The organism is Streptomyces crystallinus (assembly GCF_039521265.1).
GTDB classification, from domain to species: domain Bacteria; phylum Actinomycetota; class Actinomycetes; order Streptomycetales; family Streptomycetaceae; genus Streptomyces; species Streptomyces crystallinus.
This window is the reverse complement of sequence record NZ_BAAACA010000043.1, coordinates 80,152-106,348: the sequence shown is the minus strand read 5'-3', so window position 1 is coordinate 106,348 and position 26,197 is coordinate 80,152. Positions and strand designations below refer to the sequence as shown.

Genomic DNA, 26,197 nt, shown 5'->3' with positions numbered 1-26,197 from the left:
TGGACGTGGATGGACCACGGGGACGTACCGGGACGTACAGGGACGCCCCTGAGCGGGTGGGTCCTGAGCAGGTGGGTCCTGGGCAGGTGGGTCCTGGGCGGTGTGTTCTTGTGCGGTGTCCCTCAAGCGCGGTCGATGTGCACGCTGGTCGACTTCACGCGGGCGGTGGCCTGCATGCCGACCTCCAGCCCCAGCTCCTCGACGGCTTCGCGGGTGAGCAGCGAGACCAGCCGGTGCGGACCGGCCTGGATCTCGACCTGGGCGGCCACGTCGCCGAGCTTCACGGCGGTGACGATGCCCGGGAAGGCGTTGCGGGCCGAGGTGTACGAGACGTCGTCCTCGCCGGTGCCGTTCTGGGCGACCTCGACGGAGAACGCGGCCAGGTCACGGCCGTCGATGAGACGGCGACCGCTGTCGTCGCGGTGGGTGGCGACGCGCCCCGCGTCCGCCCAGCGGCGGGCGGTGTCGGGACTGACTCCGAGCAGGCGGGCGGCCTGGCCGATCGTGTAGGACTGCATGTGCGACAAGGTAGGCCAGTTCGGGTCGCAAATACAGATGCTTTGGGCGTATGCACATCGCAGATGCGGCGCCCGATGGAGGAACCTCCAGGGGGACGCGACCGGGGACGACCGGCCCTGTGGGAGGGGACTTTAGTCCCTATTTACCATTGCTTTACTTGCGCTTGGATCTTGCTCGGTAGTTGAAACTGGATCTTGTCCTGCTGTCTCCCGTCCGTGCGCCTTCGGCGGCCGACGGGCGCTCAGGGGGCGGATCGTGATCACGAGGACCGTGCATGTCGCTACGCCGCAGGCGTTCCAGATCCGTCGCCGCGGGTGGGATCTCCGCGCTCACCGCACTCGCCCTGCTCGGGGCGGCCGCCCCGGCCGTCGCCGACGAGGGCGGGGTGGAGGGCGCCGCCACACCGGCCGAACTGCTCGATGCCGTGCGGGCGAAGAACCCCGTCGGACCCCCGGTGAAGGAAGCCGTCACGGCCGAGTCGGCGCTGCTCGCCGCGCGGGTGTACGGCCACCGGGTGGAGGTCCTGGACCGCAGGAGCGAGACGTCCACGACCTGGGCGAACCCTCAGGGCACGCTCACCACCACGCTGAGCGGCGGGCCCGTGCGGCTGCTGCGGGACGGCAAGTGGGTCGACGTGGACGCCACGCTGAACCGGCGCTCGGACGGCGCGGTGGAGGCCGAGGCGCACCCCGGTGAGCTGCGGCTGGCCGGTCCCGGCGGGGCCAGGGCCCGGTCGGCGAAGGCCGCGGCCCAGGCCCCGGCCTCGGCCGCGCGCGATCTGATCACCCTGGGCGCCGGCAACCGGAAGATCGGCGTCCAGTGGAAGGGCGGGCTGCCCGCGCCAGTCCTGGACGGCCCCCGGGCCACCTACCCCGACGCCGTGCCCGGCGCCGACCTGGTCGTCGACGCCACCCGTACCGGCTTCGAGCAGTATCTGAACCTCAAGGAGCGGCCCGCCGACGGCGCCGCACCGATGACGCTGCCGTTGCGCATCCCGGGCCTGACGGCCGCTCAGCAGGCGGACGGATCCGTGGCGTTCACCGACCGCGCGAGCGGCGAGCAGGTCGCCACGATGCCCGCGCCGGTGATGTGGGACGCGCGGGTCGACGAGCGCTCCGGCGAACGCGTCCGTACGCAGCGGGTTCCGATGACGGTCGCGCAGGACGGCGACACGGTCGAGCTGCGGCTCACCCCGGACGCCGGGTTCCTCGCCGACCCGGCGACGAAGTACCCGGTGACGATCGACCCGGCCACCGACACGCTCTCCGTCCTCTTCGACACGTTCGTGCAGGGCGGCGACACCACCGACCAGTCAGCCTCCACCGACCTCAAGCTGGGCTGGCCCGGCGACCACGCGGGCACCACCAAACGCACCGCGCGCTCCTTCCTCACCTGGGAGACCGGCCAGTTCGCCGACGCCCTGGTCACCGACGCCGAGCTGGCGCTGTACAACTACCACTCCTGGTCGTGCGAGAAGCGCGGCTGGGAGGTGTGGGCGGCCGACCCGGCCGACACGGGCAGCCGCTGGACCAGGCAGCCCGCGCTCAAGCAGAAGGTGGCGACCTCGACGGAGACCCGCAGCGCCGCGTGCGGCAACGCGGGCCGGGTGAGCGCGGACGTCACCGAGCTCGCCAGGACCTGGGCGAGCGCGAAGGCGGCGACGGGTTCGGTGGCGCTCAAGGCGGCGGACGAGTCGGACACGTACGCCTGGAAGCGCTTCTACTCCTCGGAGGCCACCGAGGACAAGATCCCGCAGCTCACGGTCACCTTCAACTACCGCCCGAAGCCGGGCACCCACCTCCAGGCGGGTACGCCCTTCTTCAGCGAGGGCGGCGTCTACAAGGTCAACAGCCTGACCCCGACGCTGCGGTTCACGACGCAGGACGTGAACGAGGACGACGAGGTCCAGGGCACCTTCGAGGTGACGGACAAGGCGACGGGCGAGGTGGTGGCCCTCTTCAACTCCCCGTTCGTACGCTCCGGTTCGACCGCGTCGGCGAAGGTCCCGGCGGGCAAGCTGGCCACCGGCCGCGCGTACACCTTCCGTACGACGACCTATGACCGCCGGCACTACGCCAACGGGTGGTCGGACCCGGTGACGTTCACCGTGGACACGGCGTGGCAGCCGGGGGCGGCGATCGACGCCTACGGCGCGGCGAACGCGGCGCTGGAGGCGGCGGACGTGGCTCCGGCGACGACGAGCACCTCCGCCTTCGCCGCCGTCGCGGAGACGGCGACGGGCACGGTCACCGTCCCCTGGGACGCGAACGGCAGGATCGAGGTGAAGCCCGACGACATCGCGGCGGTGGGCATCGGCTCGGGCGCCCCCCTGGTGCGGCGCGGTGTGAACGTCAACGGCAGCGTGGTGCACGCCGACCCGGCGTCCCCGGTCGACACGGTCGTCCAGCCCACCCTGGAGGGCGGCAGCCGTACGCTCCAGATCATCAAGAACGCCCGGGCGCCCCACGAGTACCGCGTCCCGGTGGAGCTCCCGGCGGGCGCCAAGCTCCGCCAGGAGCCGGACGGCTCGGTGGTGATCGTCCCGGCGAACCCGGACGAGCCGGTGGCCCCGATCAACGCGCCGTGGGCGAAGGACGCGACGGGCAGGCCGGTCCCGACGTCGTACCGGGTGGAGGGCGACACGCTGGTCCAGGCGGTCTCCTTCGACGCGACGACGGCGTTCCCGGTCGTGGCCGACCCCTGGTGGAACCCGTTCAGCTGGAACTGGAAGCGGATCGGCAAGAAGGTCAAGAGCGCGGCGAAGAAGTGCGGCGTGGGAGCCCTGGCCGCGTACGTCCCGGTCCAGTCCCACCACGTCTCGGTCAACATCCAGCGCGCGAGGGCGGGCCTGCGGATGGTCAAGTTCGCGGGCGGCCCATGGGGCTATGTCTCGGTGGCGGTGGCGGGTTGCCTGATGGGCCAGCTGTCATGAGCCGGGGACGATCGCTCCTGGGCTGGTCGGGCGAGCCGGGAAACCGCCGGGCGGCGGCGGTCGACCTGACCCTCCTCCTGACGACCCTGACCGGCGCGGCCCTGCTCTGCATCGCGCTGGGGGCACCGACGTGGCTGTCCCTGCTGCTCGGCGGCACGATCGGGGCGGCGAGCACACGGCTGCGGGCGGGGGAGCGGATCACCGGGGCGGCGACCCGGAGGAAGGGGGGTTGAGGGGCGCGGGGGCGGGGGGGCGGGGGCCGCGTGAAGGGGGGGCGCTACCGGGAGCCGGTGGCGCCCCTCCGGCCACACCGGTCAGCCGCCGTCGTGCAGATATCGGGGCCTGCCGTCGACAAGCGCAGCCATCGCGGCCTCGAACCGACGGCTGAGCCGGTCGCGCAACCAGGCACTGGCTTGACGCGGGGGGACAAAGGCCAGCTCGGAGAGTTCTCCATCATGGGGGCGGAGCGCTGTGGCGAGATCACGGTCCATGGCGCCAGCATCGAAGACGAACGCGATCTGGTCGTCCCAGGGACCGTGGGGCGGTACCCAGTCGACGACGAGCAGCCCTTGGAGGGGCAGGTCGAGGCCGAGTTCCTCCTTGAGCTCGCGGCGGGCCGCGTCGTCGGGGGCTTCGTTGTCCTCGGCCATGCCGCCGGGGAGGTCCCAACCGGGTTTGTACGTGGGTTTGACCAGGAGGACGTTGCCGTCGGGGTCACGCAGGACGACGTCGGCGGCGACGCGTTTGCGAGCCTGGGTGGCGTTGCCCTCGGCGAGGTAGGCGTTCCAGGCTTCGGGGTCGGCGGGGGTGGGCCTCATGGTGCGGTACCTTCCCTTGGCGGCGGGACGATGTCGGCGAGCAACAGCATTCTGGCCCGTCGTACGTCGGCGAAGCGCGCCAGGAAGTCCCGTACGGGCGGGTATCCGCGATGCGTGACCAACAGGTCTTTCAGCGTGTCGAGTTGGTGGATGACCCGGACCGAGCCCAGGGCCGGGTCGGCAGTGAGCAGGTCATGGCCCACACGCAGGGCGGCATCCAGCTCGTGCCGGTGTACATGGATGCCCACCAAAGTAATCCGGCTGAAGGCGAGGGAGCGGGCGCGGCCGGTCTCCCGCAGGGCGATGGCCTGTTCGGCATGCTCCAGGGCCGTGTCGTACTCGTGCAGGTCCCGGTGGACGAGAGCTGATTCGCTGGCGAGAGCGGCGGCGTCGAACGGGCTGAGCCAGGGGTGTTCGGCCTCGGCGGCCGTCGCCAGGATCTGGTGGGCTTGGTCGAGTGCCCAAACGGCTGGAGCGGCTTGGGAGGCGGCAGCCAGGGCCCTGGCCTTCATGGTGTGCAGACGGGCGGTGAGCGGGGGGATTCGGGTCCCTTGACCGAGGATGTCGAGGCCCGTGCCCGCCCAGTGGGCGGCGGCTGCGGGGTCGCCGGTCTGGAGGGCGAGGTGGCTGCTGCTGGCAGCGATGTTGGCGGCCAGCGCGTGGTCACCGGAGGTGCGGGCCAGAGGCAGCGCGCGGGTGAAGTGGCGTTCGGCGAGGTCGTCGCGGCCGGAGTCGTGGGCCATCCAGCCCGCCATCTCGGTCAGTGCGGCGGCAGCCGCGAAGACCTGCGGATTGCTGTCGGCGTCGACCAGGCGCGGGGCGATATTGCTGGTCAGGTGCCGTACGACGGCGCCGTACAGGCGGGTGCCGCCGGTCTGGCGATCGGCATTACGGAAGGCGTCCATCGCCGCCACATCGTCGCCATCCACAGACACCGGAGTCGGATGCTCGGGGGCGGGCATGGCAGTGGGTTCCCAAGAGCGGGGGGCGAGGCCGAGGAGACGGCCCGGGATGTGGAAGGCGTCCGCGATCTGTTCGAAGATGATGAGCTTCTCGACCCGGCTCTTGCCGTTCATGTAGTCGTAGAGCCGCCCTTGGCTGATGTCGACGGCGCTCGCGATGCGGCGGGTGCTGATGCCTCGGCGGTTGAGCAGCCGGAACAGGGCGCCCATGTCGCGCTGGGCACAGGCGGCGAGGAACCGCTCGTCGCCGAGCAGGCCGGCCACGACGTCGCTCGGATCTCGCTGTGCGCGGTCCATGGGTCGAATACTGCGCTTACCTTGGCGGTGGGCAATCTGATGTTGCTACTGCACGAGGCGTAGCACGGGACGCTGCTCTTGGACTCCGAGCAGTTCGCGAACTCTGCTGGTGGTCCAGGCCAGCTCGTGTGCGAGCGCAGGTACAGACAGATCGGTCTCCTTGGCAGCCAGCTCGAAAGCCTGTCGTAGCAGGGATGGCTGTTCTCCGGGGAAGTTCGATACGGACTCGCCGGTGAAGCCGGGCTGCCCCTCCAGGGCACGGAGCCGCTGGTAGGTCCGGCTCGCGGTGGCGTCGGAGACCAGACCCAGCTCGCGGCACCGGTAGACGAGCGAGTGGATGGAGACGCCCCAGGTCCGCCGGAGTTCGGCCAGTCGGGGCAGATCCATCCGCTTGGGCAGGAGCGGCAGGACGCTGGTGCGGGGCGTCAGAAACTCTGCGGCAAAGGCATCTGCCTCCTTCTCCTGGCGACTGTCGCCGGTGGCGTCGCCGTGGAGTACGAGATGGCCGAGTTCATGGGCTGCGGTGAAGCGGTGTCGGTACACATCGTCGGCTCGGTTCGCCGTAAGGATCACGAGCGGCCGGGCCGCTCGGGTGGAAAACGCGTCCACGGTCGCGGCGGAGGGGTCGGACGCCGACGGCATCACCACGACGATGCCGTGGGACTCCATACGCCGTACCAGGTGGGTTACGGGGCCGTCCCCCAACCCCCATCGCCGGCGCAACTCGTATGCCGCGTCGACGGGGTCAGTGGGTAGCTCCGCTCCAGGGTGCACCTCGCCACCAGCGAAGCCGGGCAGGTCCACGAGGGGGAGCTGGATACGCTGCTCCAGTGCGTATGTGAGTTCCCAGACCTGCTCGGCGAAAGCAAGGGCGCGTTCCCGCTGGGCTTTCGGCGTGCTCCGGAGGCTACGGAAGTGGGCCATGGAAGCGTCGAGCCGGTTCGTCGGTCGGCCGAGCAGGAAGAAGGTGGCAGGCACTCCAAGAGTTTCCGCGAGGCGAGGAATCAGATCGGGGCGAGGGCGGGAGACTCCGGTTTCGTACTGACCCACAGCCGCCGGGGTCACCCCGAGTCCTGCCGCGACGTCCTTCTTCGTCATCTCGGCCAGCCGTCGAGCTTGCGTCAGCCGAGCGGGATCGAAGCCGTCGGAAATGGCGCGCGGCGTGGTGCCCCGCTCCTCCAGGCCTGGGATGAGGTCTTGCTTAGTCGGTCGCATCGTCTTCGCTGGTCTGGTCCTCAACTGGTTCTGCTTCGGTCAGCGCCGGAATATCCCGCTGCCGGTCCACGTCCGCGCGCGACGTCAGCGTAAGCGCAGGCTGAGCGCCACCGTCGAAGCTTGTGTGCTCTCGTTCGGGCGATGCGGGCTGCACGGGCACACTGGTCAGGCGTCGGCTGTGGGAGGTGACCGTCCGAGGCAGAGCGAGCGGCTCAGGCCCGGTCTCCCACATGAGGTGGCGGTCCTCGCCCAAGGCCGCGACCCCCCAGTGCGCCTCCAGAAGCTCGGACGCGTTGCATGCGAAAGGCACCAGGACCAGGCGCGTGTTAGGCGGGACGGTCGCCAGACCGCCTCGCGGCTCTACCGCCTCCATGCTTTCGCCGAACCCCTCGAGGTCGAAGACGGCCTGGACGTGGGGCGGCTCGGGTGCGAACGTGAAGATCTCCTTCACCAACCGGGACTCGCTCGGGATCCGAGCGGTGCGGACGTCTGACGTCGTCTTGGCGTAGAGGAACGGGTAGATCAGGCCACGTCCGACGAGCATGAGCTCGAACGGGAACCCGAAGGGCTTGACCGGCAGGGCTCCCGGCAGGTCTTTCAGCTCCTCGTGCACCCGCTCGAACTGCCCCTGCCAACGCGCCGAGCCATAGGTGTGGTTGGTGCGGGAGTCCGTCTGTTCCTGTGCTGCTTGGGCGTTGGCTTGCATGTTCCTGAGCGCCTGCCCCAGGGATGTCTGGACTACCAGGGCCTGCTTGCCGAACACGTCGGTCGCCCAGGGTGAAATGGACACACTCATGCGGACGACTCCTTGGGTCGGACTTCGCATTGGAGCACTTCACTGCGCGCAGCACTTTACTTGATGTCTGAATTCTTTCACAACTGCTTGTCTGGAACCCGTCACTCCCTCGTTAGCTCTCGCTTCCTGGGGTGCCCCGTAGCGGCGGGCTGGGTCCGGCGCTGATCGTCACCGTTGCTCGCGGGCAGTCCAGGCTGCTTACCCACCGAGATCTGCGAGGCTGTCGGCTGGTGGCTCGTCGCCTGCCTAGTCACCACGCTCAAGGTCCTCTGCATCGCCGTTGCTCACGCTGAACGACCAGCAGGGCCGTGTTCTTCCAGTGCCTGCGCCGAAGGGGGCGACGCCCGCCAGCTCTGCCCACTCGCGCTTTCACACGCCTTCAAAGACCCCGGCTGTCTGACGGTCCCTCCCGGCACGTGGCGAGTTCACAGCCGGAACCCGCCCAAAATCCGCAGGAAACCCCAGATCAGGGCCACACAAGGCAATAAGGCTGATGCCCCGCCTCATGCAACCGCACAGAGAAGTCCTGCCACTCATGCAGCAGCTGGTAGACATTGAACGCGTCGCGCGGCCCGCCGCGGTCCGGGACCGTGGACCAGATGAAGGCCGCCGCGCCCACGGTCTCCTCGCCCACGCCCCGTAGCGGGTCCACCACCGTCATGGGGAGCTTGACCACCGCGTAGTCGGGGTGGAGGACCACCAGCTCCAGCGGGGGGACCTTGTGGAGCGGTATGCCCTGGATGCCGGTGAGGACCATCGCGGCCACCGTCTCCGGCTTGATCTTGGTGAACATGCCGCCCATGCCGAGCTCGTCGCCGCCGAGCTCCTCGGGGCGCATCGAGATCGGCACCCGGGCCGCGGTGGCGCCGTCGGGCGCGCCGAAGTACTTGTAGGTCACCCCCACTCGGCCACTCCCGTTTCCCGGACCCGTGACGCGGTCGATCCGTTCGATGCGTTCCTCCGCGTCGCGCCGGTGCCGTCCCCGCCGACGGGCGCGCTCGGGACCCCGGTCATCGGTCCCCTCGCCCAGTCCGCCACCGCGATGCATATCTTTCACCCGATTGCTTGTAGCCCGACTGCTTTGTAGACGGCGCGACCCCCGCCGCGCAACCCGATCATCGTGTCAGTGACCTCCCCCACCGGGGTGCGGTGAAACACCTGTCCGCAAGAACGTCCGGGCCTCTGCCACCATGGCTGTGTGAGCTATCCGTACGAATACGACGCCCCAGTTTCGCAGACGCTATTCGACCGCGCGTCCCTCGTGACGCCCGGCGGCGTGAACTCCCCCGTCCGTGCCTTCCGCGCCGTGGGCGGTACGCCCCGGTTCATGGTGTCGGGTACGGGGCCCTATCTGACCGACGCCGACGGGCGCGACTACGTCGACCTGGTGTGTTCCTGGGGTCCGATGATCCTCGGGCACGCGCACCCGGACGTGGTCGCCGCCGTCCAGGAGGCCGTCGCGCGCGGCACCTCCTTCGGTACGCCCGGTGAGGGCGAGGTCGCGCTCGCCGAGGAGATCGTCGCCCGGATCGAGCCGGTCGAGCAGGTCCGGCTGGTGTCCTCCGGCACCGAGGCGACCATGTCCGCGATCCGGCTGGCCCGTGGCTTCACCGGCCGCGCCAAGGTGATCAAGTTCGCCGGTTGCTACCACGGTCATGTGGACGCGCTGCTCGCCGCCGCCGGTTCCGGTCTGGCCACCTTCGCGCTGCCGGACACCCCGGGCGTCACCGGCGCCCAGGCCGGCGACACGATCGTGCTCCCGTACAACGACCTGGACGCCGTGCACGCCGCGTTCCACGCCCACCCCGGCGAGATCGCCTGTGTGATCACCGAGGCCTCGCCCGGCAACATGGGCGTCGTGCCGCCCGCCGACGGCTTCAACGCGGGGCTCAAGGCCGCCTGCGCCAAGAACGGCGCCCTGTACATCTCCGACGAGGTCATGACCGGCTTCCGCACCAGCAAGGCGGGCTGGTACGGCGTCGACGGCGTCAAGCCCGACCTGATGACCTTCGGCAAGGTCATGGGCGGCGGCTTCCCGGCCGCGGCCTTCGGCGGCCGTGCCGACGTGATGGCCCACCTCGCCCCGGCCGGCCCCGTCTACCAGGCGGGCACCCTCTCCGGGAACCCGGTCGCCACCGCCGCGGGCCTCGCCCAGCTGCGGCTGCTCGACGACGCCGCGTACGAGAAGGTCGACGCGGTGTCGAAGGAGATCCAGGCACTCGTCACCGCCGCGCTCGCCAAGGAGGGCGTCGCCCACCGGCTCCAGACGGCGAGCAACATGTTCTCCGTCTTCTTCACCCCCGACGAGGTGCGCGACTACGAGGGCGCGAAGAAGCAGGAGTCCTTCCGCTTCACCGCCTTCTTCCACGCGATGCTCGCGAACGGCGTCTACCTGCCGCCGTCCGCCTTCGAGTCCTGGTTCGTCTCGACCGCCCACGACGAGCGCGCCATCGAGCGCGTCGCGGCCGCGCTGCCCGCCGCCGCCCGCGCCGCCGCGGAGGCCACCGCATGAGCGAGAACACGTACGACAGCGAGCTCACCGTCGTTCATCTGATGCGCCACGGCGAGGTCCACAACCCCGACGGCGTGCTCTACGGGCGCCGCTCCGGCTACCACCTCTCCGAGCTCGGCCGGCAGATGGCCGACCGGGTCGCCGAGCACCTGGCGGGCCGTGACATCACACACGTGGTGGCGTCCCCGCTGGAGCGCGCCCAGGAGACGGCCACGCCGATCGCCAAGGCGCACGGGCTCGACCTCGGCACCGACGCCCGGCTGATCGAGGCGGGCAACGTCTTCGAGGGCAAGACGTTCGGCGTCGGCGACGGCGCCCTGCGCAAGCCCGCCAACTGGAAGCACCTCACCAACCCCTTCCGCCCCTCCTGGGGCGAGCCGTACGTCGAGCAGGTCGTCCGGATGATGGGCGCCCTGGACGCGGCGCGCGACGCGGCCCGCGGGCACGAGGCGGTGCTGGTCAGCCACCAGCTGCCGATCTGGACCGTGCGCTCGTTCGTGGAGCGGCGGCGGCTGTGGCACGACCCGCGCAAGCGGCAGTGCACGCTCGCCTCGCTGACCTCGTTCACCTACCGGGGCGACAAGATCGTGTCGGTGGGCTACAGCGAGCCCGCGCGGGATCTGGTTCCCGCGCATCTGCTGGCCGGTGCGAAGCCGGTTCAGGGGAAGTCGAAGGCCTTCGGGGCGTAGGGCTTCGCCCCGGGGGGCGGTTCTTTGTCTGCGGGCCGGGGGCCGCTTCTCGCGCCCACGCGGCGGAGCCGCAAATGTCACAGCCCCGCGCCCCTTAGGTAACTGGGGGCGCGGGCACCTGCGATGGACGGCCCCCCTCACCGTCCCCGCCCCCCTCGTCGCCCTGCGTACAACTCGACTGACGAACCGTACGATTTGCGAAGTTTTGTGCGACTGTGTGGAACCATCGCGGGCACATAGACATCTCATCTGATGTCCACAGGCTGAGGCCGGTGTGGACGCCGGGGACGACGATGCGATGGGGACGAACGGTATGCGTGGGATCAGTCGAAGGGGAATGCTCGGGCTGGGACTGGGGGCCGCGGCCGCGGTCGGTGTGGCCGGTTGCGGTGGCGGTGACGACTCGGGGAGCGGCAAGGCCGGCTCCGGGAACGGCGACGGCAAGGGCGCCCAGGGCTCCGGCAAGAAGGCGGACGCCAAGCTCATCGGGGACGGCTCCACCGCCGACACCGGCAAGCAGCCGCACCAGCCCGCCAAGCCCGTCCCCCTCGAACCCGGTCAGACCCCGCCGCAGTTCGTCGTCTTCTCCTGGGACGGCGCCGGCGAGGTCGGCAACGGCCTCTTCCCGCGCTTCCTCGACCTCGCCAAGGACCACGGCGCGTCGATGACCTTCTTCCTGTCCGGGCTGTATCTGCTGCCCGAGTCGAAGAAGCGGCTCTACCACCCGCCGAACAGCCAGGTCGGCGCCTCCGACATCGGCTACCTCAGCGACGACCACATCAAGGCGACCCTGACCAATGTGCGCCGGGCCTGGAACGAGGGCCACGAGATAGGCACCCACTTCAACGGCCACTTCTGCTCCGGCCGCGGCGACGTCGCCAAGTGGACCCCGGCCCAGTGGCAGAGCGAGATCGACCAGGCCATGTCGTTCGTCACCAACTGGAAGACGAACACCGGCTGGACCGACGAGGACCCGCTGCCCTTCGACTACAAGCGCGAGCTGGTCGGCGGCCGCACCCCCTGTCTGCGCGGCCAGGACAACCTGCTGCCGACCGCCCAGAAGCTCGGCTGGCGCTACGACGCCTCCTCGCCCGGCGGCACCCAGGTCTGGCCGGTCAAGCGGAAGGGCCTGTGGGACCTGCCGCTCCAGGCGATCCCGTTCCCCGGGCACTCCTTCGAGGTCCTCTCGATGGACTACAACATCCTCGCCAACCAGTCGAAGAATTCGACGAAGGCGCCGCCGGCCAACTACCCGGGCTGGCGCAAGCAGGCCACCGAGGCGTATCTCAAGGGATTCCACCGCGCCTACGAGACGAATCGCGCGCCCTTCTACATAGGCAACCACTTCGAGCAGTGGAACGGCGGCATCTATATGGACGCCGTCGAGGAGGCGCTCAAGGGGATGGCCGGCAAGAAGGACGTACGGCTGGTCTCCTTCCGGCAGTACTGCGACTGGCTCGACGTCCAGGACCCGAAGGTGCTCGCCAAGCTGCGTACGCTCGGGGTCGGGCAGAAGCCCGCGGGTGGCTGGAACACGTTCCTCCGGCAGGCGTGAGTGCTCGGCGGCGCGGCCCTTTAGGCAGCCTTGACAAGGGTCTTTACGGGCACTCAGGGGGGTGCCCAAGATCCCCCAAACGGTCATGCGAAACTTTTCACATGTCCGTGAGTCCTGCCCTTCCACGCCGCCGCGCCTTCCTGCTGGTCACGGCAGTCGCGGCCGCCGGTGCGCTGACCCTCACCTCGTGCGGCTCCGGCGGTACGTCCGGCGGCTCGGGCGACACCAAGTTCGTCACCGGCACCGGCGGTATCGCCACCGTCGCCAAGAGCGGCCGGCACGCCGCGCCCAAGCTCTCCGGCGAGACCGTCGACGGCAAGCAGCTCGACGTCGCCGACCTCAAGGGCAAGGTCGTCGTGCTGAACGTCTGGGGCTCGTGGTGCGCGCCCTGCCGGGCCGAGGCGCCCTATCTCAGCAAGGTCGCCAAGGAGACCCGGGCGAAGGGCGTCGAGTTCGTCGGGATAAACACCCGCGACACCGACAAGGGCCCGGCCGTCGCGTTCGAGAAGCAATTCGAGGCGGACTACCCGAGCCTGTACGACCCGATCGGCAAACTCATTCTCCGCTTCCCCAAGGGAAGCCTGAATCCGCAGGCCATTCCGTCCACGATCGTGCTGGACAGGGACGGGAAGATCGCGGCGCGGGCGCTGATGGCGCTCGACGACAAGAAGCTCCACCAGATGATCGACCCGCTGATCGCGGAGAAGTGATTTCGTGGACGCGTCCCTGACCGTAACCGCCGTGCACTCGGCGCTCGCCGCCCAGTCGGCGCCCGGTGTGAACGACACGGTCCTCAGCGGGGCCCTGCTCGTCGCGCTGCCGCTGGCCGTGCTCGGCGGGCTGATCTCGTTCTTCTCGCCCTGCGTCCTGCCGCTGGTGCCCGGCTACCTCAGTTACGTGACCGGGGTCACCGGTACCGACCTGGCGGAGGCCAAGCGCGGCCGGATGGTCGCCGGGGCGAGCCTGTTCGTCCTCGGGTTCACCGCCGTCTTCGTCTCCGGCGGGGCCCTGTTCGGCTTCTTCGGCCAGACGCTCCAGGACCACAACGACACGCTCTCCAAGATCCTGGGCGTGCTGATGATCCTGATGGGCGTCTTCTTCATGGGGCTGATGCCCTGGCTCACCCAGCGCGAGTTCCGCTTCCACAAGCGGCCGGTGACCGGGCTCGCGGGAGCGCCGATACTGGGCGCCCTCTTCGGCGTCGGCTGGACGCCGTGCCTGGGGCCGACGCTCACCTCGGTGAACGTGCTGGCGATGGACCAGGCGAGCGCCGGCCGCGGAGCCATACTGACCGTCGCGTACTGCCTCGGTCTCGGACTGCCGTTCGTGCTGGCGGCGGTCGCCTTCCGCAAGGCCCTCGGCGCCTTCGGCTGGGTGAAGCGGCACTACGCGTGGGTGATGCGCACCGGGGGCGTGATGATGATCGCGACCGGTCTGCTGCTGCTCACCGGGGCCTGGGCGGAGCTCATCCAGCAGGTGCAGGTGTGGTCCAACGGCTTCCAGGTGGGTGTCTGAACATGAGCAAGACCGAAGCGGCCCCCGAAGAGGCGCCGCGGACGGTGGCGGAGGCGAAAGCCGCCGAGCAGGACCTGGGGGAGGCCGGGTCGCAGCTCTCCACGGCCCCGGCCGAGGACCTGTCGAGCGGCCCGGTCGGCATCGGTGTGCTCGGCTGGGCGCGCTGGTTCTGGCGCCAGCTGACCTCGATGCGGGTCGCCCTCGTCCTGCTGCTGCTGCTCTCCCTCGGCTCGATCCCCGGCTCGCTGATCCCGCAGACCAATGTGGACGAGCTGAAGGTCGCCGACTTCCAGAAGCGGCACGACACGATCTCGCCGATCTACGAGAAGCTCGGCATGTTCCACGTCTACAGCTCGGTGTGGTTCTCCGCGATCTACATCCTGCTGTTCGTCTCGCTGATCGGCTGCATCGTCCCGCGCACCTGGCAGTTCGTCGGCCAGCTGCGCGGCCGCCCGCCGGGCGCGCCCCGGATGCTGACCCGGCTGCCCGCGTACACCACGTGGCGCACCGAGGCCGAGCCCGAGCAGGTGCGCGAGGCCGCGGCCGCGATGCTGAAGAAGCGCCGCTTCCGTACGCATGTGGTGGGCGACGCGGTCGCCGCGGAGAAGGGCTATCTCCGCGAGGCCGGGAACCTGATCTTCCATGTCTCGCTGATCCTGATCCTGGTGGCGTTCGCCGTCGGCCAGCTCTTCAAGTCCGAGGGCGGCAAGCTGATCGTCCAGGGCGACGGGTTCTCCAACACCCTCACCCAGTACGACGACTTCAAGTCGGGCTCGCTGTTCAAGACGGACGACCTCGCGCCGTTCAGCTTCACGCTGGACCGCTTCGACGCCACGTACGAGCGCAGCGGGCCCAACCGCGGCACCGCCCGCGAGTTCGTGGCGCACGTCACCTACTCCGAGGGCGCCGACGGCAAGCCCCAGAAGAAGGCCATCGAGGTCAACAAGCCGCTGGTGGTGGACGGCTCCAAGGTCTATCTGCTGGCCCACGGCTACGCGCCGAGCGTCACCGTCAAGGACGGCCGGGGCAAGGTCGTCTTCCATGGCGCGGTGCCGCTGCTGCCGATCGACAACAACATCTCCTCCAGTGGCGCGATCAAGGTGTACGACGGCTACACCGACGCCAAGGGCAAGTGGGACCAGCTGGGCTTCGCCGCGTTCTTCGTGCCGACCTACGGCGGCAAGGGCAACGGGACGATGTTCTCCCAGTTCCCCGCGCTGGACTTCCCCGTCCTCAACGTCGGCGCGTACCACGGCAGTCTCGGGGTCAACTCCGGGCTGCCGCAGAACGTGTACCAGCTCGACACCGACAAGATGAAGCCGTTCAAGGACGACCAGGGCAAGGTCCTGAAGAAGACCCTGCTGCCCGGTGAGACGCTGGACCTCCCCGAGGGCGCCGGGTCGATCACCTTCGACAAGGACATCAAGCAGTGGGCGAGCTTCCAGATCTCCCAGCAGCCGGGCAACAACCTCGCCCTGACCGGCTCGGTCCTGGCGATCGCGGGCCTGGCCGGGTCGCTGTTCATCCAGCGGCGCCGGGTGTGGGTCCGCGCCGTGACCGGTAAGGACGGCGTCACCGTCGTCGAGATGGCGGGGCTTGGGCGGAGCGAGTCCGCGAAGCTCCCCGAGGAGCTGGCCGATCTCGCGGTCACGCTCATTCCACAGGCGCCGACCGCGCCCGATCCCGCACCTGAGCCCGCCAAGGACCAGGTCGCCGATTCCGCCGCACCTGCCGAAGCTGAAGGGGCCGAGAAGTGAATCTCGCCGCTACGACCAACGAGAGTCTGGCGCACACCAGCAACTACCTGATCTATTCGGCCATGGCGGTCTATCTGCTGGCCTTCTTCGCGCACATGGCGGAGTGGATCCTCGGCAGCCGCAGCAAGGTCGCCCGCACGGCGGCCGCCCTCACCGCCGACGCCGCGGGGCAGGACGGCGCGGGCACGGTGAAGGTGCAGGTCGCCAAGAAGGGCGGCGGCACCGCCGTCCTGGAACGGCCCAAGGTCGTCACCCGCTCCTCCTCCGGCAACCGTGACGTGCCGGACGGGCCGGGCGCGGCGGGCGGCGATGTGAAGGGCGACCTCTACGGCCGTATCGCCGTGTCCTTCACCGTCCTCGCGTTCCTCGTCGAGGCCTCCGGGGTGGTCACCCGCGCGCTGTCCGTGCAGCGGGCGCCGTGGGGCAACATGTACGAGTTCAACCTCACCTTCTCCTCGGTCGCCGTGGGGGTGTACGTCACGCTCCTCGCGCTGAAGAAGAACGTGCGCTGGCTGGGCCTTCCGCTGGTCACCTCGGTCCTCCTCGACCTCGGCCTCGCTGTCACTGTCTTGTACACCGCCAGCGACCAGTTGGTTCCCGCCCTGCACTCGTACTGGCTGTGGATCCACGTCTCCACCGCGATCTTCTGCGGCGCGGTCTTCTACGTCGGCGCCGTCGCCACGCTGCTCTACCTCTTCCGCGACCGCTACGAGGCGAAGCTCGCGGCGGGCGGCAAGCCCGGCAACTTCGCCACCTCGGTCCTGGAGCGGCTGCCCGCGGCGGCCTCGCTGGACAAGTTCGCCTACCGGGTCAACGCGGCGGTCTTCCCGCTGTGGACGTTCACGATCATCGCGGGCGCGATCTGGGCCGGCGACGCGTGGGGCCGCTACTGGGGCTGGGACCCCAAGGAGGTCTGGTCCTTCATCACCTGGGTCGCGTACGCCTGCTATCTGCACGCGCGCGCCACGGCGGGCTGGAAGGGCCGCAAGGCCGCGACGCTGGCGCTGCTGGCCTTCGGCTGCTGGCTCTTCAACTACTACGGCGTCAACATCTTCGTGAACGGCAAGCACTCGTACGCGGGCGTGTAGCCCGGGTCCGCCGCGCGCGCCGCGCGCCGCGCGCCCGTTCGGGTGACACTGGTGCCATGACGGATGTGATCCCTCATGGCACCAGTGAGCCCCACGACGGCGCCTGGCTCCTCCACTACGAGCTCCGTCTTTCCCACCCGCAGGAGCGGGTCTGGGCGGCCGTGGCCACCCCCGACGGGCTGTACGGGTGGCTCTGCGCGGCCGATGTGCTGGAACCGCGGCTCGGCGGCGCGGTGACGCTGCGCTGGCTGAACGCGGGGCCCGAGGGGGTGCACTCCGGGCACGTCACGGCGTGGGACGTCTTGCGGGTGGCGGAGTACACGGTGGATCTGCACGGGCGGATCCGCTTCCATCTGGAGCCCGCCGGGCCCTCTGCCACGGTGCTGCGCTTCACCAACGAGTTCCCCGGCGACGACGCGCTCCGCCTGGACTGCCTGGCGGGCTGGCACGACCACTTCACGTACCTCGTGGAGGCGCTGTCGGGCCGCCCGAAGGACTGGTCGACGTGGTCGTCGGGGCGGTGGCAGTCGCTGCGCGACGAGTACGCGGGGTTGTAGGCCCGGTCTTTGTCCGCGGGTGAGTGGGGGGCTGGTCGCGCAGTTCCCCGCGCCCCTTAGGTAGTCCGCCGTCGCCGGAGAACCCAGCTCAGGCAGAGGCTTTTAGGGGCGCGGGGAACTGCGCGAGCAACCCAGCACGGTCCGCAGGTGAAGGCCGGGCTACTCCTTGGGGTCGTCCTTCGGGCGGTTCAGGCCCGCCAGGAACTCCGGGTTGTCGTCCGGCGCCGTCCAGCCGCCCCGGCCGCCCGTGGGCACCCGGCGCGGGCGGCCCGCGAAGAACCAGGCGACCGGGCCCAGCAGGACCTCGCCGAAGAGCAGGATGACGATGACCCACACCACCTTGGGGAGGCCGCGGACCTCCTCCTCGGGCGTGTTCAGACAGTCGATGAACGCGTAGATCCACAGCGCCAGGACCAGCAGGAACGGCAGATACCTGAGCATGTTCGGGTGGTCCCCCCAGGGAACGGCGGCGGGGCGTGGGGTGGCCCCGGTGACGGGCCCAGGGTAACCGGTGCCCGATACTTGACCCCATGGCTTACGACGATCTTCGCTCGCTCCTGAGGGCGCTGGAGCGCGACGGCGACCTCATCCGCATCAAGGCCGAAGTCGACCCGTACCTGGAGGTCGGGGAGATCGTCGACCGCGTCAACAAGGCCGGCGGGCCGGCCCTCCTCTTCGAGAACGTCAAGGGCGCGGCCATGCCGCTCGCCATGAACGTCTACGGCACGGACCGCCGCCTGCTGAAGGCGCTCGGCCTCACGTCGTACGAGGAGATCAGCGAGAAGATCGGCGGTCTGCTCAAGCCCGAGCTGCCGCACGGCTTCGTCGGGGTGCGCGAGGCCTTCGGCAAGCTCGGCTCGATGGTCCACGTACCGCCGAAGAAAGTGAAGGACGCCCCGGTCCAGGAGGTCGTCCTCACCGGCGACGACGTCGACCTCGACCAGCTGCCCGCGCTGTTCACCTGGCCCGAGGACGGCGGCTCCTTCTTCAACCTGGGCCTCACCCACACCAAGCACCCCGAGACCGGCGTGCGCAACCTGGGGCTCTACCGCCTCCAGCGCCACGACAAGCGCACCATCGGGATGCACTGGCAGATCCACAAGGACAGCCGCAACCACTACGCGGTGGCCGCCAGGCGCGGCGAGCGCCTGCCCGTCGCCATCGCCTTCGGCTGCCCGCCCGCCGTCACCTACGCCTCCACCGCGCCGCTGCCCGGCGACATGGACGAGTACATGCTCGCCGGGTTCATCCAGGGCAAGCGCGTCGAGATGGTCGACTGCAAGACCGTGCCGCTCCAGGTCCCGGCCAACGCCGAGGTCGTCATCGAGGGCTGGCTGGAGCCCGGCGAGATGCTCCCCGAGGGGCCGTTCGGCGACCACACCGGCTTCTACACGCCGCAGGAGCCGTTCCCGGCGCTCACCATCGACTGTGTGACCATGCGCCGGCGCCCGCTGCTCCAGTCCATCGTGGTGGGCCGCCCGCCCACCGAGGACGGGCCGCTGGGCCGCGCCACCGAGCGGTTCTTCCTGCCGCTGCTCAAGGTGATCGTGCCGGACATCGTCGACTACCACCTGCCGGAGTCCGGCGGCTTCCACAACTGCGCGATCGTCTCGATCGAGAAGAAGTACCCCAAGCACGCGCAGAAGGTGATGCACGCGATCTGGGGGGCACACATGATGTCGCTCACCAAGCTGATCGTCGTCGTGGACGCCGACTGCGACGTCCACGATCTGCACGACGTGTCCTGGCGGGCGCTCGGCAACACCGACTACGCCCGTGACCTCACCGTCGTCGAGGGGCCGGTCGACCACCTCGACCACGCCTCGTACCAGCAGTTCTGGGGCGGCAAGGCGGGGATCGACGCGACGGCGAAGTGGCCCGAGGAGGGCTACACCCGGGACGGCGGCTGGCCGCACATGGTCGAGTCGGACCCGGACACGGCGGCGAAGGTCGACCGCCGTTGGAAGGAGTACGGGCTCTAGTGAGTGCCTCTGCCGCAGCCGTTCCGCAGCCCGGCCGGACCAGGGCGTTCCTGCGCCTGGTCATGATCGAGCACTCGGTCTTCGCGCTGCCCTTCGCCTATATCGCCGCCCTCACCGCGATGTTCCGGCTGGACGAGGAGATCCACTGGGGCAAGCTGCTCCTGGTGACCGTCGCCATGGTGGGCCTGCGCACCTTCGCGATGGCCTGCAACCGGATCATCGACCGCGAGCTCGACGCCCGCAATCCGCGCACGGCCCACCGCGAACTGGTCACCGGCGCCGTCTCCGTGCGCTCGGCCTGGACCGGCGCGCTGATCGCGCTGGTGGTCTTCCTGGGCGCCGCCGGGCTGCTCAACCCGCTCTGTCTGGCCCTCGCCCCCATCGCGGTGATCCCGATGGTGGTCTATCCGTACGGCAAGAGGTTCACCAACTTCCCGCAGGCCATCCTGGGGCTCGCCCAGGCGATGGGGCCGGTGGGCGGCTGGCTGGCGATCACCGGTGAGTGGTCCTGGCACGCGGTGGTCCTGGGTCTGGCGGTCGGCGTCTGGATCGGCGGCTTCGATCTGATCTACGCCTGCCAGGACGCCGAGTCCGACCGCGAGACCGGCGTCCTGTCGGTGCCGGCCCGGTTCGGCGTGCCCAACGCGATCCGCGGCGCCCGCGCCTGTCACGCCGTCACCACCGCGCTCCTGGTCTGGTACGCGCTGGCCACCGGCGCCGGGGCGTTCTTCTGGGTCGGGCTGGTGATCGTGGCGGGGGCGTTCGTCTACGAGCACACGATCGTCAAGCCGCACGACCTGTCCCGCCTCAACCGGGCGTTCTTCACCACGAACGGGTTCATCGGGATCTCGCTCTTCGTCTGCGCGCTCCTCGACCTGCTGGTGCGCGGGCTCTCGGTGTGAAGGTTCCCGCCCCTTGCGCCCCCGGGTGGCCGGATAGGCTCGGACACGTGGAGCAGGTGAACGTACACAGTCAGCGAGAGGCGCGGCCGGGGCGCACGCCCTGGGTCGTCGGGGTCTCCGGCGCGTCCGGGACGCCGTACGCGGCGGCTGTGCTGCGCGGGTTGCTGGCGGCCGGGGAGAGCGTCGACCTGGTGGTCTCGCGGGCCTCGCGGCTCACCCTGCTCGACGAGACGGGGATCGCCTTCCGTGACGCGCACTGGCGCGACGATCTCGCGAAGTGGCTGGCGCGGGGGGCGGACGGCAAGCCCGGGTCCTTCGACGTGGACGGGGCGGCGCTGGAGCGCGTACGGCACTGGAGCGCCGGGGACCTCGGCGCCGGGCCGTCGTCCGGCTCGTATCCGGTCAAGGGGATGCTGATCGTGCCCGCCAGTACGGCCTGTGTGGCCGGGGTGGCGCTGGGGCTCTCCAAGGACCTGTTGCAGCGGGCCGCGAGCGTGACGCTCAAGGAGCGGCGCCGGCTGGTGGTCGCGGTGCGGGAGACGCCGCTGAACGGGCAGACGCTCCGGCACCTGGTGACGCTGGACGAGGCGGGCGCGGTGGTGCTGCCCGCCTCTCCGGCGTTCTACGCGGGGGCGACGCACATCCAGGATCTGGTGGACTTCGTCGCCGGGCGGGTGCTGGACGCGGCGGGTGTGCCGCACGGCCTGTACCGCCGTTGGGAGGGAGAGCTCGGCGGAGGCTCTCGTCCCGGTTAGCGCTTCTTGGCGGCGCGCTTCAGGGCGCGGCGCCTCGTCGCGGTGGGCTGGTGGGCACGCGAGCGGTTGGCCAGGTCCTGAAGCTCGCGCATACGGGCGTAGGCCATCTCGATCGTGTACACGGTGTCGACACTCCTGAAAGATCGTCTTTGATCTGCTGGAAAATGATGCAAACAGCTGGATGATTCGCAGGGCCTCGACCCTGTGTACCTTAGATTCTACACCTAAACTCGCGGTATTGCTGAACAATGGAAGGCTTCAGGCATATGGACGCCGTGGACAGGCAGCTCATCCAGGCCCTGCGGGAGAACGGCAGGGCCTCGTACGCCGAGCTCGGCCGGCTCGTCGGTCTCTCCGGGCCCAGCGTCACCGACCGCATCAACCGTCTTGAGGCGGCCGGCGTCATCACCGGCTACCGCGCCACCGTCAACGCCGCCTCCCTCGGCCTCGGGGTGACCGCCCTCATCGGCATCTCGCTCTCCGACGCCGCCGACCACGAGGACGTCGCCCGCCGGCTGCGCGACCTGGAGGAGATCGAGGACTGCTGGTTCATCGCGGGCGACGACTCGTACATGCTCAAGATCCGCGCCTCGGACGTGGACGGGCTGGAGAAGACCATCCGGCGCCTCGGTTCCACCAAGGGCGTCTCGCGCACCCGGACGACCATCGTGCTCTCCACCAAGTGGGAGAACCGGGTCGGCGAACTGCCCGAGTAGTCGGGGGCGTACCGTGGTGGGCGCTGTGTACGGAGATATTTGGGAGGCCGCCGCATGACCGCGTCGATCACGGATGTGGGCTTCAAGCGAGAGCTGGAGGCCAAGGTCAGGGCCGGTGAGCGGCTGTCCCGCGAGGACGGCGTCGCGCTCTACGAGTCGGACGACCTGGCCTGGCTCGGCGGCCTGGCGCACGAGGTGCGCACCCGCAAGAACGGTGACGTCGTCCACTTCAACGTCAACCGGCACCTCAACATGACGAACGTGTGCACCGCGTCCTGCGCGTACTGCTCGTTCCAGCGCAAGCCGGGCGAGAAGGACGCGTACACGATGCGCATCGAGGAGGCCGTCCGCCTCGCCAAGGCGATGGAGAACGAGAACCTCACCGAGCTGCACATCGTCAACGGGCTGCACCCGACGCTGCCCTGGCGCTACTACCCGCGCTCGCTCAAGGCCCTCAAGGAGGCGCTGCCGAACGTCGGTCTGAAGGCGTTCACGGCCACCGAGATCCACCACTTCGAGACCATCTCGGGGCTGACCGCCTCCGAGATCCTCGACGAGCTGATCGACGCCGGTCTCGAATCGCTGACCGGCGGCGGCGCGGAGATCTTCGACTGGGAGGTCCGCCAGCACATCGTGGACCACCAGACGCACTGGGAGGACTGGTCGCGTATCCACCGGCTCGCCCACGAGAAGGGTCTCAAGACCCCGGCGACGATGCTGTACGGGCACATCGAGGAGCCCCGGCACCGGGTCGACCACGTGCTGCGGCTGCGTGAGCTCCAGGACGAGACCGGCGGCTTCCAGGTCTTCATCCCGCTGCGCTACCAGCACGACTTCGTGGACATGCAGGACGGCAAGGTCCGCAACAAGCTCCAGGCGCGCACCACGATGGCGACCGGCGCCGAGGCGCTGAAGACCTTCGCGGTCTCGCGGCTGCTGTTCGACAACGTGCCGCACGTGAAGTGCTTCTGGGTGATGCACGGCCTGTCGACCACCCAGCTCGCGCTCCAGTTCGGCGCCGACGACATGGACGGCTCGGTCGTCGAGTACAAGATCACGCATGACGCGGACAACTACGGCACGCCCAACAAGCTGACCCGTGACGACCTGCTCGACCTGATCCGCGAGGCCGGGTTCCGGCCGGTGGAGCGCAACACCCGGTACGAGATCATCCGCGAGTACGAGGGCCCGGACCCGGCGCTGCGCGAGTCCCCGCAGGCCATGCGGTTCTGAGTCCCGTGGCCCTGACGTTCCGGCTCGACCCGCCCCTCACCCGTGAGCTGCGCGACCAGCTCCTCGGCCTGTGGACGGAGGTGTCCGAGGCCGGGGGCGCGGTCGGGTTCGTACCGCCGGTGGACGTCGAGGACGTACGGGCCGAGCTGGTGCGGCACCTGGTCGGCATGGCCGAGGGCCGCGTCCGCCTCCTCGTCGGGCTCGACGAGGAGGGCGCCGTCGCCGCGAGCGCGTTCCTCCACCTCAACACGCACCGGCTGATGCGGCACTGGATCTGGGCGTACACGGTCATGGTGCACCCCGCCCACCAGGGCAAGGGGTACGGCCGCGACCTCATGGCGGCGCTGGCCGACGCCGCCCGGTCCCTGGAGGGGATCGAGGCGGTCCGGCTGACCTGCCGGGGCGGCATGGGCCTGGAGCGGTTCTACGCCTCCTGCGGATACAAGGAGGCCGGACGGGTGCCGGGCGCGATCCGGGTCGCGGACGGGGACGACCGCGACGACATCACGATGCTGCTCCCGCTGAATTGATCGAATAAGGGGCGTGCTTCACTAGTCGGGCAGGATCGCCGTACGAGAGAGAAGGTCAGCCGTGAACGTCGCCAAGCCGAGCGCAACCGTCCGGTACACCGCGATGCGCGTCGCCGTCTTCGTCGGCTGCCTGGTCTTCGTGGCCCTGCTCGTCCACTTCAAGATCGTGCCCGCCGGCCTCGGCGACGCCAACGCGATCTGGGTCGTGCTGCTCGCCCTGGTGCTGTCCGCGCCGCTCAGCTTCGTACTGCTGCGCAAGCAGCGCGACGAGATGTCCGCGCAGATCGTCACCAAGGTCGAGTCGGCCAAGGCCCGCCTGGAGGCCAACCGCAGCCAGGAGGACGGCGCGGCGGGGTAGCCCCGCCGCACGTACCCTTGCCCGGAGCGGATCGGCTGCCCGGGAGGATGCGGACTGATGGGTGCGGGGGCCGGGAAGACCCGGCGGATGCCGCGGGCCGTGCGCGAGCGGCAGATGCTGGACGCGGCCGTGCGGACCTTCGCGCGGCTCGGTTACCGGGCCGCCTCCATGGACGGCATAGCCGAGCTGGCCGGTGTCTCCAAGCCGCTCGTCTACCTCTATCTCCATTCCAAGGAAGACCTCTTCACCGCCGTGATCCGGCGGGAGGCCCGCGCGCTGGTGGACGCGGTACGGGCCGGGGTCGAGCCGTCCCTGCCCGCCGACGCCCAGCTGTGGGCCGGGCTGCGGGCCTTCTTCACCCACACCGCCGAACACCCCGACGGCTGGGCGGTCCTGCACCACCAGGCCCGCACCCACGGCGAGCCGTTCGCGGCCGAGGTCGCCGCGATGCGCGAGGAGATCGTGGCGTTCGTGACGGCCCTGATAGGCGCGGCGGCCCGGGAGGCCCACGGCACCCCCGACCTCCCCGCCCGCGACGTGGCGGGCCTGGCCCAGGCCCTGGTGGGCGCGGCGGAGTCGCTGGCGGGCTGGGCCAACGAGACGGAAGGCGTCTCGGCGAAGGAGGCGGCGGCGACGCTGATGAACTTCGCGTGGGCGGGGCTGGGGAACCTGATGCGGGGGGAGCGGTGGGCCGCGGGTCGGTGAGCCCGTGGTCCACGGGCGGACAGAAAGAAGCCCGGGCACCCGACTCCTGGTCGGATGCCCGGGCTTCCTCGCCTTTTCGCAGCCCTGCCGCTATTCGCCCGCGGCTATGCGCTGGTCGTGCCGACGGCGGCGGGTGGAGGCCGCGTAGGTGAAAAGCGACACCGAGATGACCACGACGGTGAACGCCAGCAGCAGCTGGTCCACATCGGCCACCTGCGTCAGTGTGTACGCGAGGGCGGCGAGCAGGGCGCAGATGCCCAGCCCCTTGAGGGAATTCATTTCTCTCCTCGACTCATTTCCACGCGGATACGCGGGTCACATACGACTTCACGATGGATGAGACAAGCCAGTAGGTCCGCACCACGGTGAACACCAACTCGGGGATGAGCGCGGCCTCGACGAGCATCGCCTTCCAGCCCAGATTCCGTACCCGGAGCGCCGGATAGACGATCCAGAAGGCAAAGAGCAGCAAAAAGACGAGCGGCATGTCGGCGAAGCCGTGTTTCAGGGCCATCACCAAGTGGGTGGTGCCCCAGCCCAGCACGTAGACGGAGCCCAGGATTCCGAGAATCAGGGTGGTGAGGGAATGCCAGGTGAACTTGGTCCAGCCGCGCCGGCGCAGGGTGTCCACGGTTCCCCGGCTCCACCGCTCGCGCTGCTGGATCAGCTCGCGCAGCGTCGGCATGAGGTCGGTGTACGCGATGCAGAGCTGGTTGGCCGTGACCTTCCAGCCGGACTCCTTGAGCGCCAGCGTGGTCTCGTAGTCCTCGACCAGGTTGCGGTGGTCCTCCCAGAAGACCTGGCCGCGCCAGTCGAGCAGGCTCTGCAGGGCCTCGCTCCGGTAGAAGGAGCCGGCCCCGGACATGGTGTGGATGTCCTTGCGGTAGCGGGCGTTCGCGGCCCGGCCGTACTCGATGATCTGCATCCCGAGCAGATAGCGCTGCCACGGGTTGCGCCACAGGTCGGTGCGGCCGAGGCAGGCGGCGCTCACCCCGCCGATCGCCGGGTCGGAGGCGATGACGTTACGGGCGCGCTCGATGAACTTCGGGTGCAGCTCGGTGTCCGCGTCCATCACCAGGACGTGCCGGACGTTGCTGGTCAGCCGCCCCCCGACGGCCTGCCTGAGCCACTCCAGGCCGTAGTTGAGGGCGCCCGCCTTCTTGTGCGGGTTGTCGTCCAGGTTCAGCACGACCGTCGGCGGCGTCTGCGGGTCGTCCGCGAACTGGTTCGCGTACTCCTCGGTGCGGTCCGTCGAGTTGTTGACCACCACGACGATGAGGTCGGGGCGGCGGGTCTGGGCGGCCAGCGACCTCAGCGACGTGAAGACGCCGACCTCCTCGTTCCGGGCCGGAACGAGGATCACGGTGTCGTAGAGCGCGTGCCCGTGGACATGGGGGGTGGAGACCCGGCCCCGGCGGTGCCGGCTGCGCGAAGCGCCCGGGTCCGCAGAGCGCGCGCGACGGCGCGCGGTAGTGCCCGACAAGGTCTCCCCCACTCAGAAACGAAGTCACAGGATCCGGTTGGTCTGGACCTGTGAAAGCTCAACGAGAAGGTACATCACGTCCGCGGACCCTCCCGATCAAGTTCGGCCACGTCGGCGGTTGTTCATCGTTCCGTAATTCGAAGGCTCGGAGTAGCGGTCCGGCAAAACCGGACAAGTGGGGCGAGCTGTGGGCTTACCGCAGGTAAAGCGGTGACCGAGACCACTTGGGGAAGAGGCCATTCCGTGATGTTGGGCGGCTGGTAATCGAGGGACGCCCTCTCGGAAGCCGTGGTTACGATGGTGCGGAATACGATCGGCTTT

Annotated in this window: 28 protein-coding genes; 18 read left to right on the top strand and 10 right to left on the bottom strand. The window is 69.6% G+C overall.

Translation table 11 applies throughout. The features are described from left to right. Positions 1-122: 122 nt before the first annotated feature. Positions 123-518, bottom strand: a complete 396-nt coding sequence (locus tag ABD236_RS29485) for a TOBE domain-containing protein (RefSeq protein ID WP_190093134.1) — start codon at positions 516-518, stop codon at positions 123-125. 275 nt (positions 519-793) lie between these two features. Here ABD236_RS29485 and ABD236_RS29480 point away from each other — a divergent pair, with 275 nt between their 5' ends. Both ABD236_RS29480 and ABD236_RS29475 read left to right on the top strand, forming a co-directional pair. After that, positions 794-3,451, top strand: a complete 2,658-nt coding sequence (locus ABD236_RS29480; protein WP_344078842.1) for a DNRLRE domain-containing protein — start codon at positions 794-796, stop codon at positions 3,449-3,451. Then, positions 3,448-3,684, top strand: coding sequence for a hypothetical protein (locus tag ABD236_RS29475; protein WP_344078840.1), 237 nt, complete (start codon positions 3,448-3,450; stop codon positions 3,682-3,684). The genes ABD236_RS29480 and ABD236_RS29475 overlap by 4 nt, the downstream gene beginning before the upstream one ends. 81 nt (positions 3,685-3,765) lie before the next feature. Here ABD236_RS29475 and ABD236_RS29470 read toward each other — a convergent pair whose 3' ends face one another. The 5 genes from ABD236_RS29470 to ABD236_RS29450 form a co-directional block, all read right to left on the bottom strand. Beyond that, positions 3,766-4,269, bottom strand: coding sequence for an NUDIX domain-containing protein (locus ABD236_RS29470; protein WP_344078838.1), 504 nt, complete (start codon positions 4,267-4,269; stop codon positions 3,766-3,768). Further along, positions 4,266-5,528 (bottom strand): helix-turn-helix domain-containing protein, encoded by a 1,263-nt coding sequence (locus tag ABD236_RS29465; RefSeq protein ID WP_344078836.1) that lies wholly within the window; start codon positions 5,526-5,528, stop codon positions 4,266-4,268. Before ABD236_RS29465 ends, ABD236_RS29470 begins: the two co-directional genes overlap by 4 nt. A gap of 45 nt (positions 5,529-5,573) precedes the next feature. Next, entirely contained in the window at positions 5,574-6,743 is a 1,170-nt protein-coding gene (locus ABD236_RS29460; RefSeq protein ID WP_344078834.1) for a helix-turn-helix domain-containing protein, read from the bottom strand. Continuing rightward, the gene (locus ABD236_RS29455; RefSeq protein WP_344078832.1) at positions 6,730-7,539 is read right to left on the bottom strand and encodes a hypothetical protein; all 810 of its coding nucleotides are present in this window, start codon (positions 7,537-7,539) and stop codon (positions 6,730-6,732) included. The genes ABD236_RS29460 and ABD236_RS29455 overlap by 14 nt, the downstream gene beginning before the upstream one ends. 466 nt (positions 7,540-8,005) lie before the next feature. Then, positions 8,006-8,587 (bottom strand): hypothetical protein, encoded by a 582-nt coding sequence (locus ABD236_RS29450; protein WP_079125728.1) that lies wholly within the window; start codon positions 8,585-8,587, stop codon positions 8,006-8,008. A gap of 150 nt (positions 8,588-8,737) precedes the next feature. On the opposite strand from ABD236_RS29450, the gene hemL reads away from it, so the two are divergent. The 8 genes from hemL to ABD236_RS29410 all read left to right on the top strand — a co-directional run bounded on the left by hemL (position 8,738) and on the right by ABD236_RS29410 (position 17,212). Next, a complete protein-coding gene (gene hemL, locus ABD236_RS29445; RefSeq protein WP_344078830.1) occupies positions 8,738-10,051 on the top strand; it encodes a glutamate-1-semialdehyde 2,1-aminomutase in 1,314 nt (437 codons plus the stop codon). Then, on the top strand, positions 10,048-10,740 hold the full coding sequence (locus ABD236_RS29440) for a histidine phosphatase family protein (protein ID WP_344078828.1): 693 nt from the start codon (positions 10,048-10,050) through the stop codon (positions 10,738-10,740). The genes hemL and ABD236_RS29440 overlap by 4 nt, the downstream gene beginning before the upstream one ends. A 313-nt stretch (positions 10,741-11,053) precedes the next feature. Next, the gene (locus tag ABD236_RS29435; RefSeq protein ID WP_344078826.1) at positions 11,054-12,295 is read left to right on the top strand and encodes a polysaccharide deacetylase family protein; all 1,242 of its coding nucleotides are present in this window, start codon (positions 11,054-11,056) and stop codon (positions 12,293-12,295) included. A gap of 101 nt (positions 12,296-12,396) precedes the next feature. Then, positions 12,397-13,005, top strand: coding sequence for a TlpA family protein disulfide reductase (locus ABD236_RS29430; RefSeq protein WP_344078824.1), 609 nt, complete (start codon positions 12,397-12,399; stop codon positions 13,003-13,005). Between the two features lie 31 nt (positions 13,006-13,036). Further along, positions 13,037-13,810, top strand: coding sequence for a cytochrome c biogenesis CcdA family protein (locus ABD236_RS29425; RefSeq protein WP_344078946.1), 774 nt, complete (start codon positions 13,037-13,039; stop codon positions 13,808-13,810). 2 nt (positions 13,811-13,812) lie between these two features. Continuing rightward, the gene (gene resB / locus ABD236_RS29420; protein WP_344078823.1) at positions 13,813-15,567 is read left to right on the top strand and encodes a cytochrome c biogenesis protein ResB; all 1,755 of its coding nucleotides are present in this window, start codon (positions 13,813-13,815) and stop codon (positions 15,565-15,567) included. Beyond that, positions 15,564-16,655 (top strand): c-type cytochrome biogenesis protein CcsB, encoded by a 1,092-nt coding sequence (ccsB, locus tag ABD236_RS29415; RefSeq protein WP_344078821.1) that lies wholly within the window; start codon positions 15,564-15,566, stop codon positions 16,653-16,655. The genes resB and ccsB overlap by 4 nt, the downstream gene beginning before the upstream one ends. Before the next feature lie 56 nt (positions 16,656-16,711). Next, on the top strand, positions 16,712-17,212 hold the full coding sequence (locus ABD236_RS29410) for an SRPBCC domain-containing protein (RefSeq protein WP_344078819.1): 501 nt from the start codon (positions 16,712-16,714) through the stop codon (positions 17,210-17,212). 159 nt (positions 17,213-17,371) lie between these two features. Here the strand turns inward: ABD236_RS29410 and ABD236_RS29405 are convergent, their stop codons facing one another. After that, positions 17,372-17,653 carry a PLD nuclease N-terminal domain-containing protein gene (locus ABD236_RS29405; RefSeq protein WP_344078817.1) on the bottom strand — a complete coding sequence of 94 codons (282 nt, stop codon included), beginning with the start codon at positions 17,651-17,653 and terminating at the stop codon, positions 17,372-17,374. An 89-nt stretch (positions 17,654-17,742) separates the two neighbouring features. Here ABD236_RS29405 and ABD236_RS29400 point away from each other — a divergent pair, with 89 nt between their 5' ends. The 3 genes from ABD236_RS29400 to ABD236_RS29390 are packed head-to-tail and all read left to right on the top strand — an operon-like array spanning position 17,743 to position 20,851. After that, on the top strand, positions 17,743-19,194 hold the full coding sequence (locus ABD236_RS29400; RefSeq protein ID WP_344078815.1) for a menaquinone biosynthesis decarboxylase: 1,452 nt from the start codon (positions 17,743-17,745) through the stop codon (positions 19,192-19,194). Then, complete coding sequence (mqnP, locus tag ABD236_RS29395; RefSeq protein ID WP_344078812.1) at positions 19,194-20,096, top strand: menaquinone biosynthesis prenyltransferase MqnP; 903 nt, start codon at positions 19,194-19,196, stop codon at positions 20,094-20,096. The genes ABD236_RS29400 and mqnP overlap by 1 nt, the downstream gene beginning before the upstream one ends. Before the next feature lie 47 nt (positions 20,097-20,143). Beyond that, positions 20,144-20,851 (top strand): UbiX family flavin prenyltransferase, encoded by a 708-nt coding sequence (locus ABD236_RS29390; protein ID WP_344078810.1) that lies wholly within the window; start codon positions 20,144-20,146, stop codon positions 20,849-20,851. Here the strand turns inward: ABD236_RS29390 and ABD236_RS29385 are convergent. After that, positions 20,848-20,973 (bottom strand): hypothetical protein, encoded by a 126-nt coding sequence (locus tag ABD236_RS29385; RefSeq protein ID WP_344078951.1) that lies wholly within the window; start codon positions 20,971-20,973, stop codon positions 20,848-20,850. The genes ABD236_RS29390 and ABD236_RS29385 overlap by 4 nt on opposite strands. Positions 20,974-21,117: 144 nt before the next feature. On the opposite strand from ABD236_RS29385, the gene ABD236_RS29380 reads away from it, so the two are divergent. The 5 genes from ABD236_RS29380 to ABD236_RS29360 all read left to right on the top strand — a co-directional run bounded on the left by ABD236_RS29380 (position 21,118) and on the right by ABD236_RS29360 (position 24,393). After that, complete coding sequence (locus ABD236_RS29380; RefSeq protein WP_067160265.1) at positions 21,118-21,567, top strand: Lrp/AsnC family transcriptional regulator; 450 nt, start codon at positions 21,118-21,120, stop codon at positions 21,565-21,567. A gap of 54 nt (positions 21,568-21,621) precedes the next feature. Further along, on the top strand, positions 21,622-22,800 hold the full coding sequence (mqnE, locus tag ABD236_RS29375) for an aminofutalosine synthase MqnE (RefSeq protein WP_344078806.1): 1,179 nt from the start codon (positions 21,622-21,624) through the stop codon (positions 22,798-22,800). A gap of 5 nt (positions 22,801-22,805) precedes the next feature. Beyond that, positions 22,806-23,330 carry a GNAT family N-acetyltransferase gene (locus ABD236_RS29370; RefSeq protein WP_344078804.1) on the top strand — a complete coding sequence of 175 codons (525 nt, stop codon included), beginning with the start codon at positions 22,806-22,808 and terminating at the stop codon, positions 23,328-23,330. A 61-nt stretch (positions 23,331-23,391) separates the two neighbouring features. Then, positions 23,392-23,688 carry a DUF4229 domain-containing protein gene (locus tag ABD236_RS29365; protein ID WP_344078802.1) on the top strand — a complete coding sequence of 99 codons (297 nt, stop codon included), beginning with the start codon at positions 23,392-23,394 and terminating at the stop codon, positions 23,686-23,688. Positions 23,689-23,745: 57 nt separating this feature from the next. Next, the gene (locus ABD236_RS29360; protein WP_344078800.1) at positions 23,746-24,393 is read left to right on the top strand and encodes a TetR/AcrR family transcriptional regulator; all 648 of its coding nucleotides are present in this window, start codon (positions 23,746-23,748) and stop codon (positions 24,391-24,393) included. A 90-nt stretch (positions 24,394-24,483) separates the two neighbouring features. On the opposite strand, the gene ABD236_RS29355 is transcribed toward ABD236_RS29360, so the two are convergent. Continuing rightward, a complete protein-coding gene (locus ABD236_RS29355) occupies positions 24,484-24,672 on the bottom strand; it encodes a hypothetical protein (RefSeq protein WP_344078798.1) in 189 nt (62 codons plus the stop codon). 13 nt (positions 24,673-24,685) lie between these two features. Next, the gene (locus ABD236_RS29350; RefSeq protein WP_344078796.1) at positions 24,686-25,876 is read right to left on the bottom strand and encodes a glycosyltransferase family 2 protein; all 1,191 of its coding nucleotides are present in this window, start codon (positions 25,874-25,876) and stop codon (positions 24,686-24,688) included. Positions 25,877-26,197: the final 321 nt, after the last annotated feature.

Coding starts and splice junctions, on each gene's coding strand:
- ABD236_RS29405 (WP_344078817.1), bottom strand. CDS start 17,653: ATGCTCAGGTATCTGCCGTTCCTGCTGGTCCTGGCGCTGTGGATCTAC.
- ABD236_RS29400 (WP_344078815.1), top strand. CDS start 17,743: ATGGCTTACGACGATCTTCGCTCGCTCCTGAGGGCGCTGGAGCGCGAC.
- resB (WP_344078823.1), top strand. CDS start 13,813: ATGAGCAAGACCGAAGCGGCCCCCGAAGAGGCGCCGCGGACGGTGGCG.
- ABD236_RS29455 (WP_344078832.1), bottom strand. CDS start 7,539: ATGAGTGTGTCCATTTCACCCTGGGCGACCGACGTGTTCGGCAAGCAG.
- ABD236_RS29435 (WP_344078826.1), top strand. CDS start 11,054: ATGCGTGGGATCAGTCGAAGGGGAATGCTCGGGCTGGGACTGGGGGCC.
- ABD236_RS29460 (WP_344078834.1), bottom strand. CDS start 6,743: ATGCGACCGACTAAGCAAGACCTCATCCCAGGCCTGGAGGAGCGGGGC.
- ABD236_RS29355 (WP_344078798.1), bottom strand. CDS start 24,672: ATGAATTCCCTCAAGGGGCTGGGCATCTGCGCCCTGCTCGCCGCCCTC.
- ABD236_RS29450 (WP_079125728.1), bottom strand. CDS start 8,587: ATGCATCGCGGTGGCGGACTGGGCGAGGGGACCGATGACCGGGGTCCC.
- ABD236_RS29440 (WP_344078828.1), top strand. CDS start 10,048: ATGAGCGAGAACACGTACGACAGCGAGCTCACCGTCGTTCATCTGATG.
- mqnE (WP_344078806.1), top strand. CDS start 21,622: ATGACCGCGTCGATCACGGATGTGGGCTTCAAGCGAGAGCTGGAGGCC.
- ABD236_RS29475 (WP_344078840.1), top strand. CDS start 3,448: ATGAGCCGGGGACGATCGCTCCTGGGCTGGTCGGGCGAGCCGGGAAAC.
- ABD236_RS29465 (WP_344078836.1), bottom strand. CDS start 5,528: ATGGACCGCGCACAGCGAGATCCGAGCGACGTCGTGGCCGGCCTGCTC.
- ABD236_RS29485 (WP_190093134.1), bottom strand. CDS start 518: ATGCAGTCCTACACGATCGGCCAGGCCGCCCGCCTGCTCGGAGTCAGT.
- ABD236_RS29410 (WP_344078819.1), top strand. CDS start 16,712: ATGACGGATGTGATCCCTCATGGCACCAGTGAGCCCCACGACGGCGCC.
- ABD236_RS29380 (WP_067160265.1), top strand. CDS start 21,118: ATGGACGCCGTGGACAGGCAGCTCATCCAGGCCCTGCGGGAGAACGGC.
- ABD236_RS29430 (WP_344078824.1), top strand. CDS start 12,397: ATGTCCGTGAGTCCTGCCCTTCCACGCCGCCGCGCCTTCCTGCTGGTC.
- ABD236_RS29360 (WP_344078800.1), top strand. CDS start 23,746: ATGGGTGCGGGGGCCGGGAAGACCCGGCGGATGCCGCGGGCCGTGCGC.
- ABD236_RS29470 (WP_344078838.1), bottom strand. CDS start 4,269: ATGAGGCCCACCCCCGCCGACCCCGAAGCCTGGAACGCCTACCTCGCC.
- ABD236_RS29480 (WP_344078842.1), top strand. CDS start 794: ATGTCGCTACGCCGCAGGCGTTCCAGATCCGTCGCCGCGGGTGGGATC.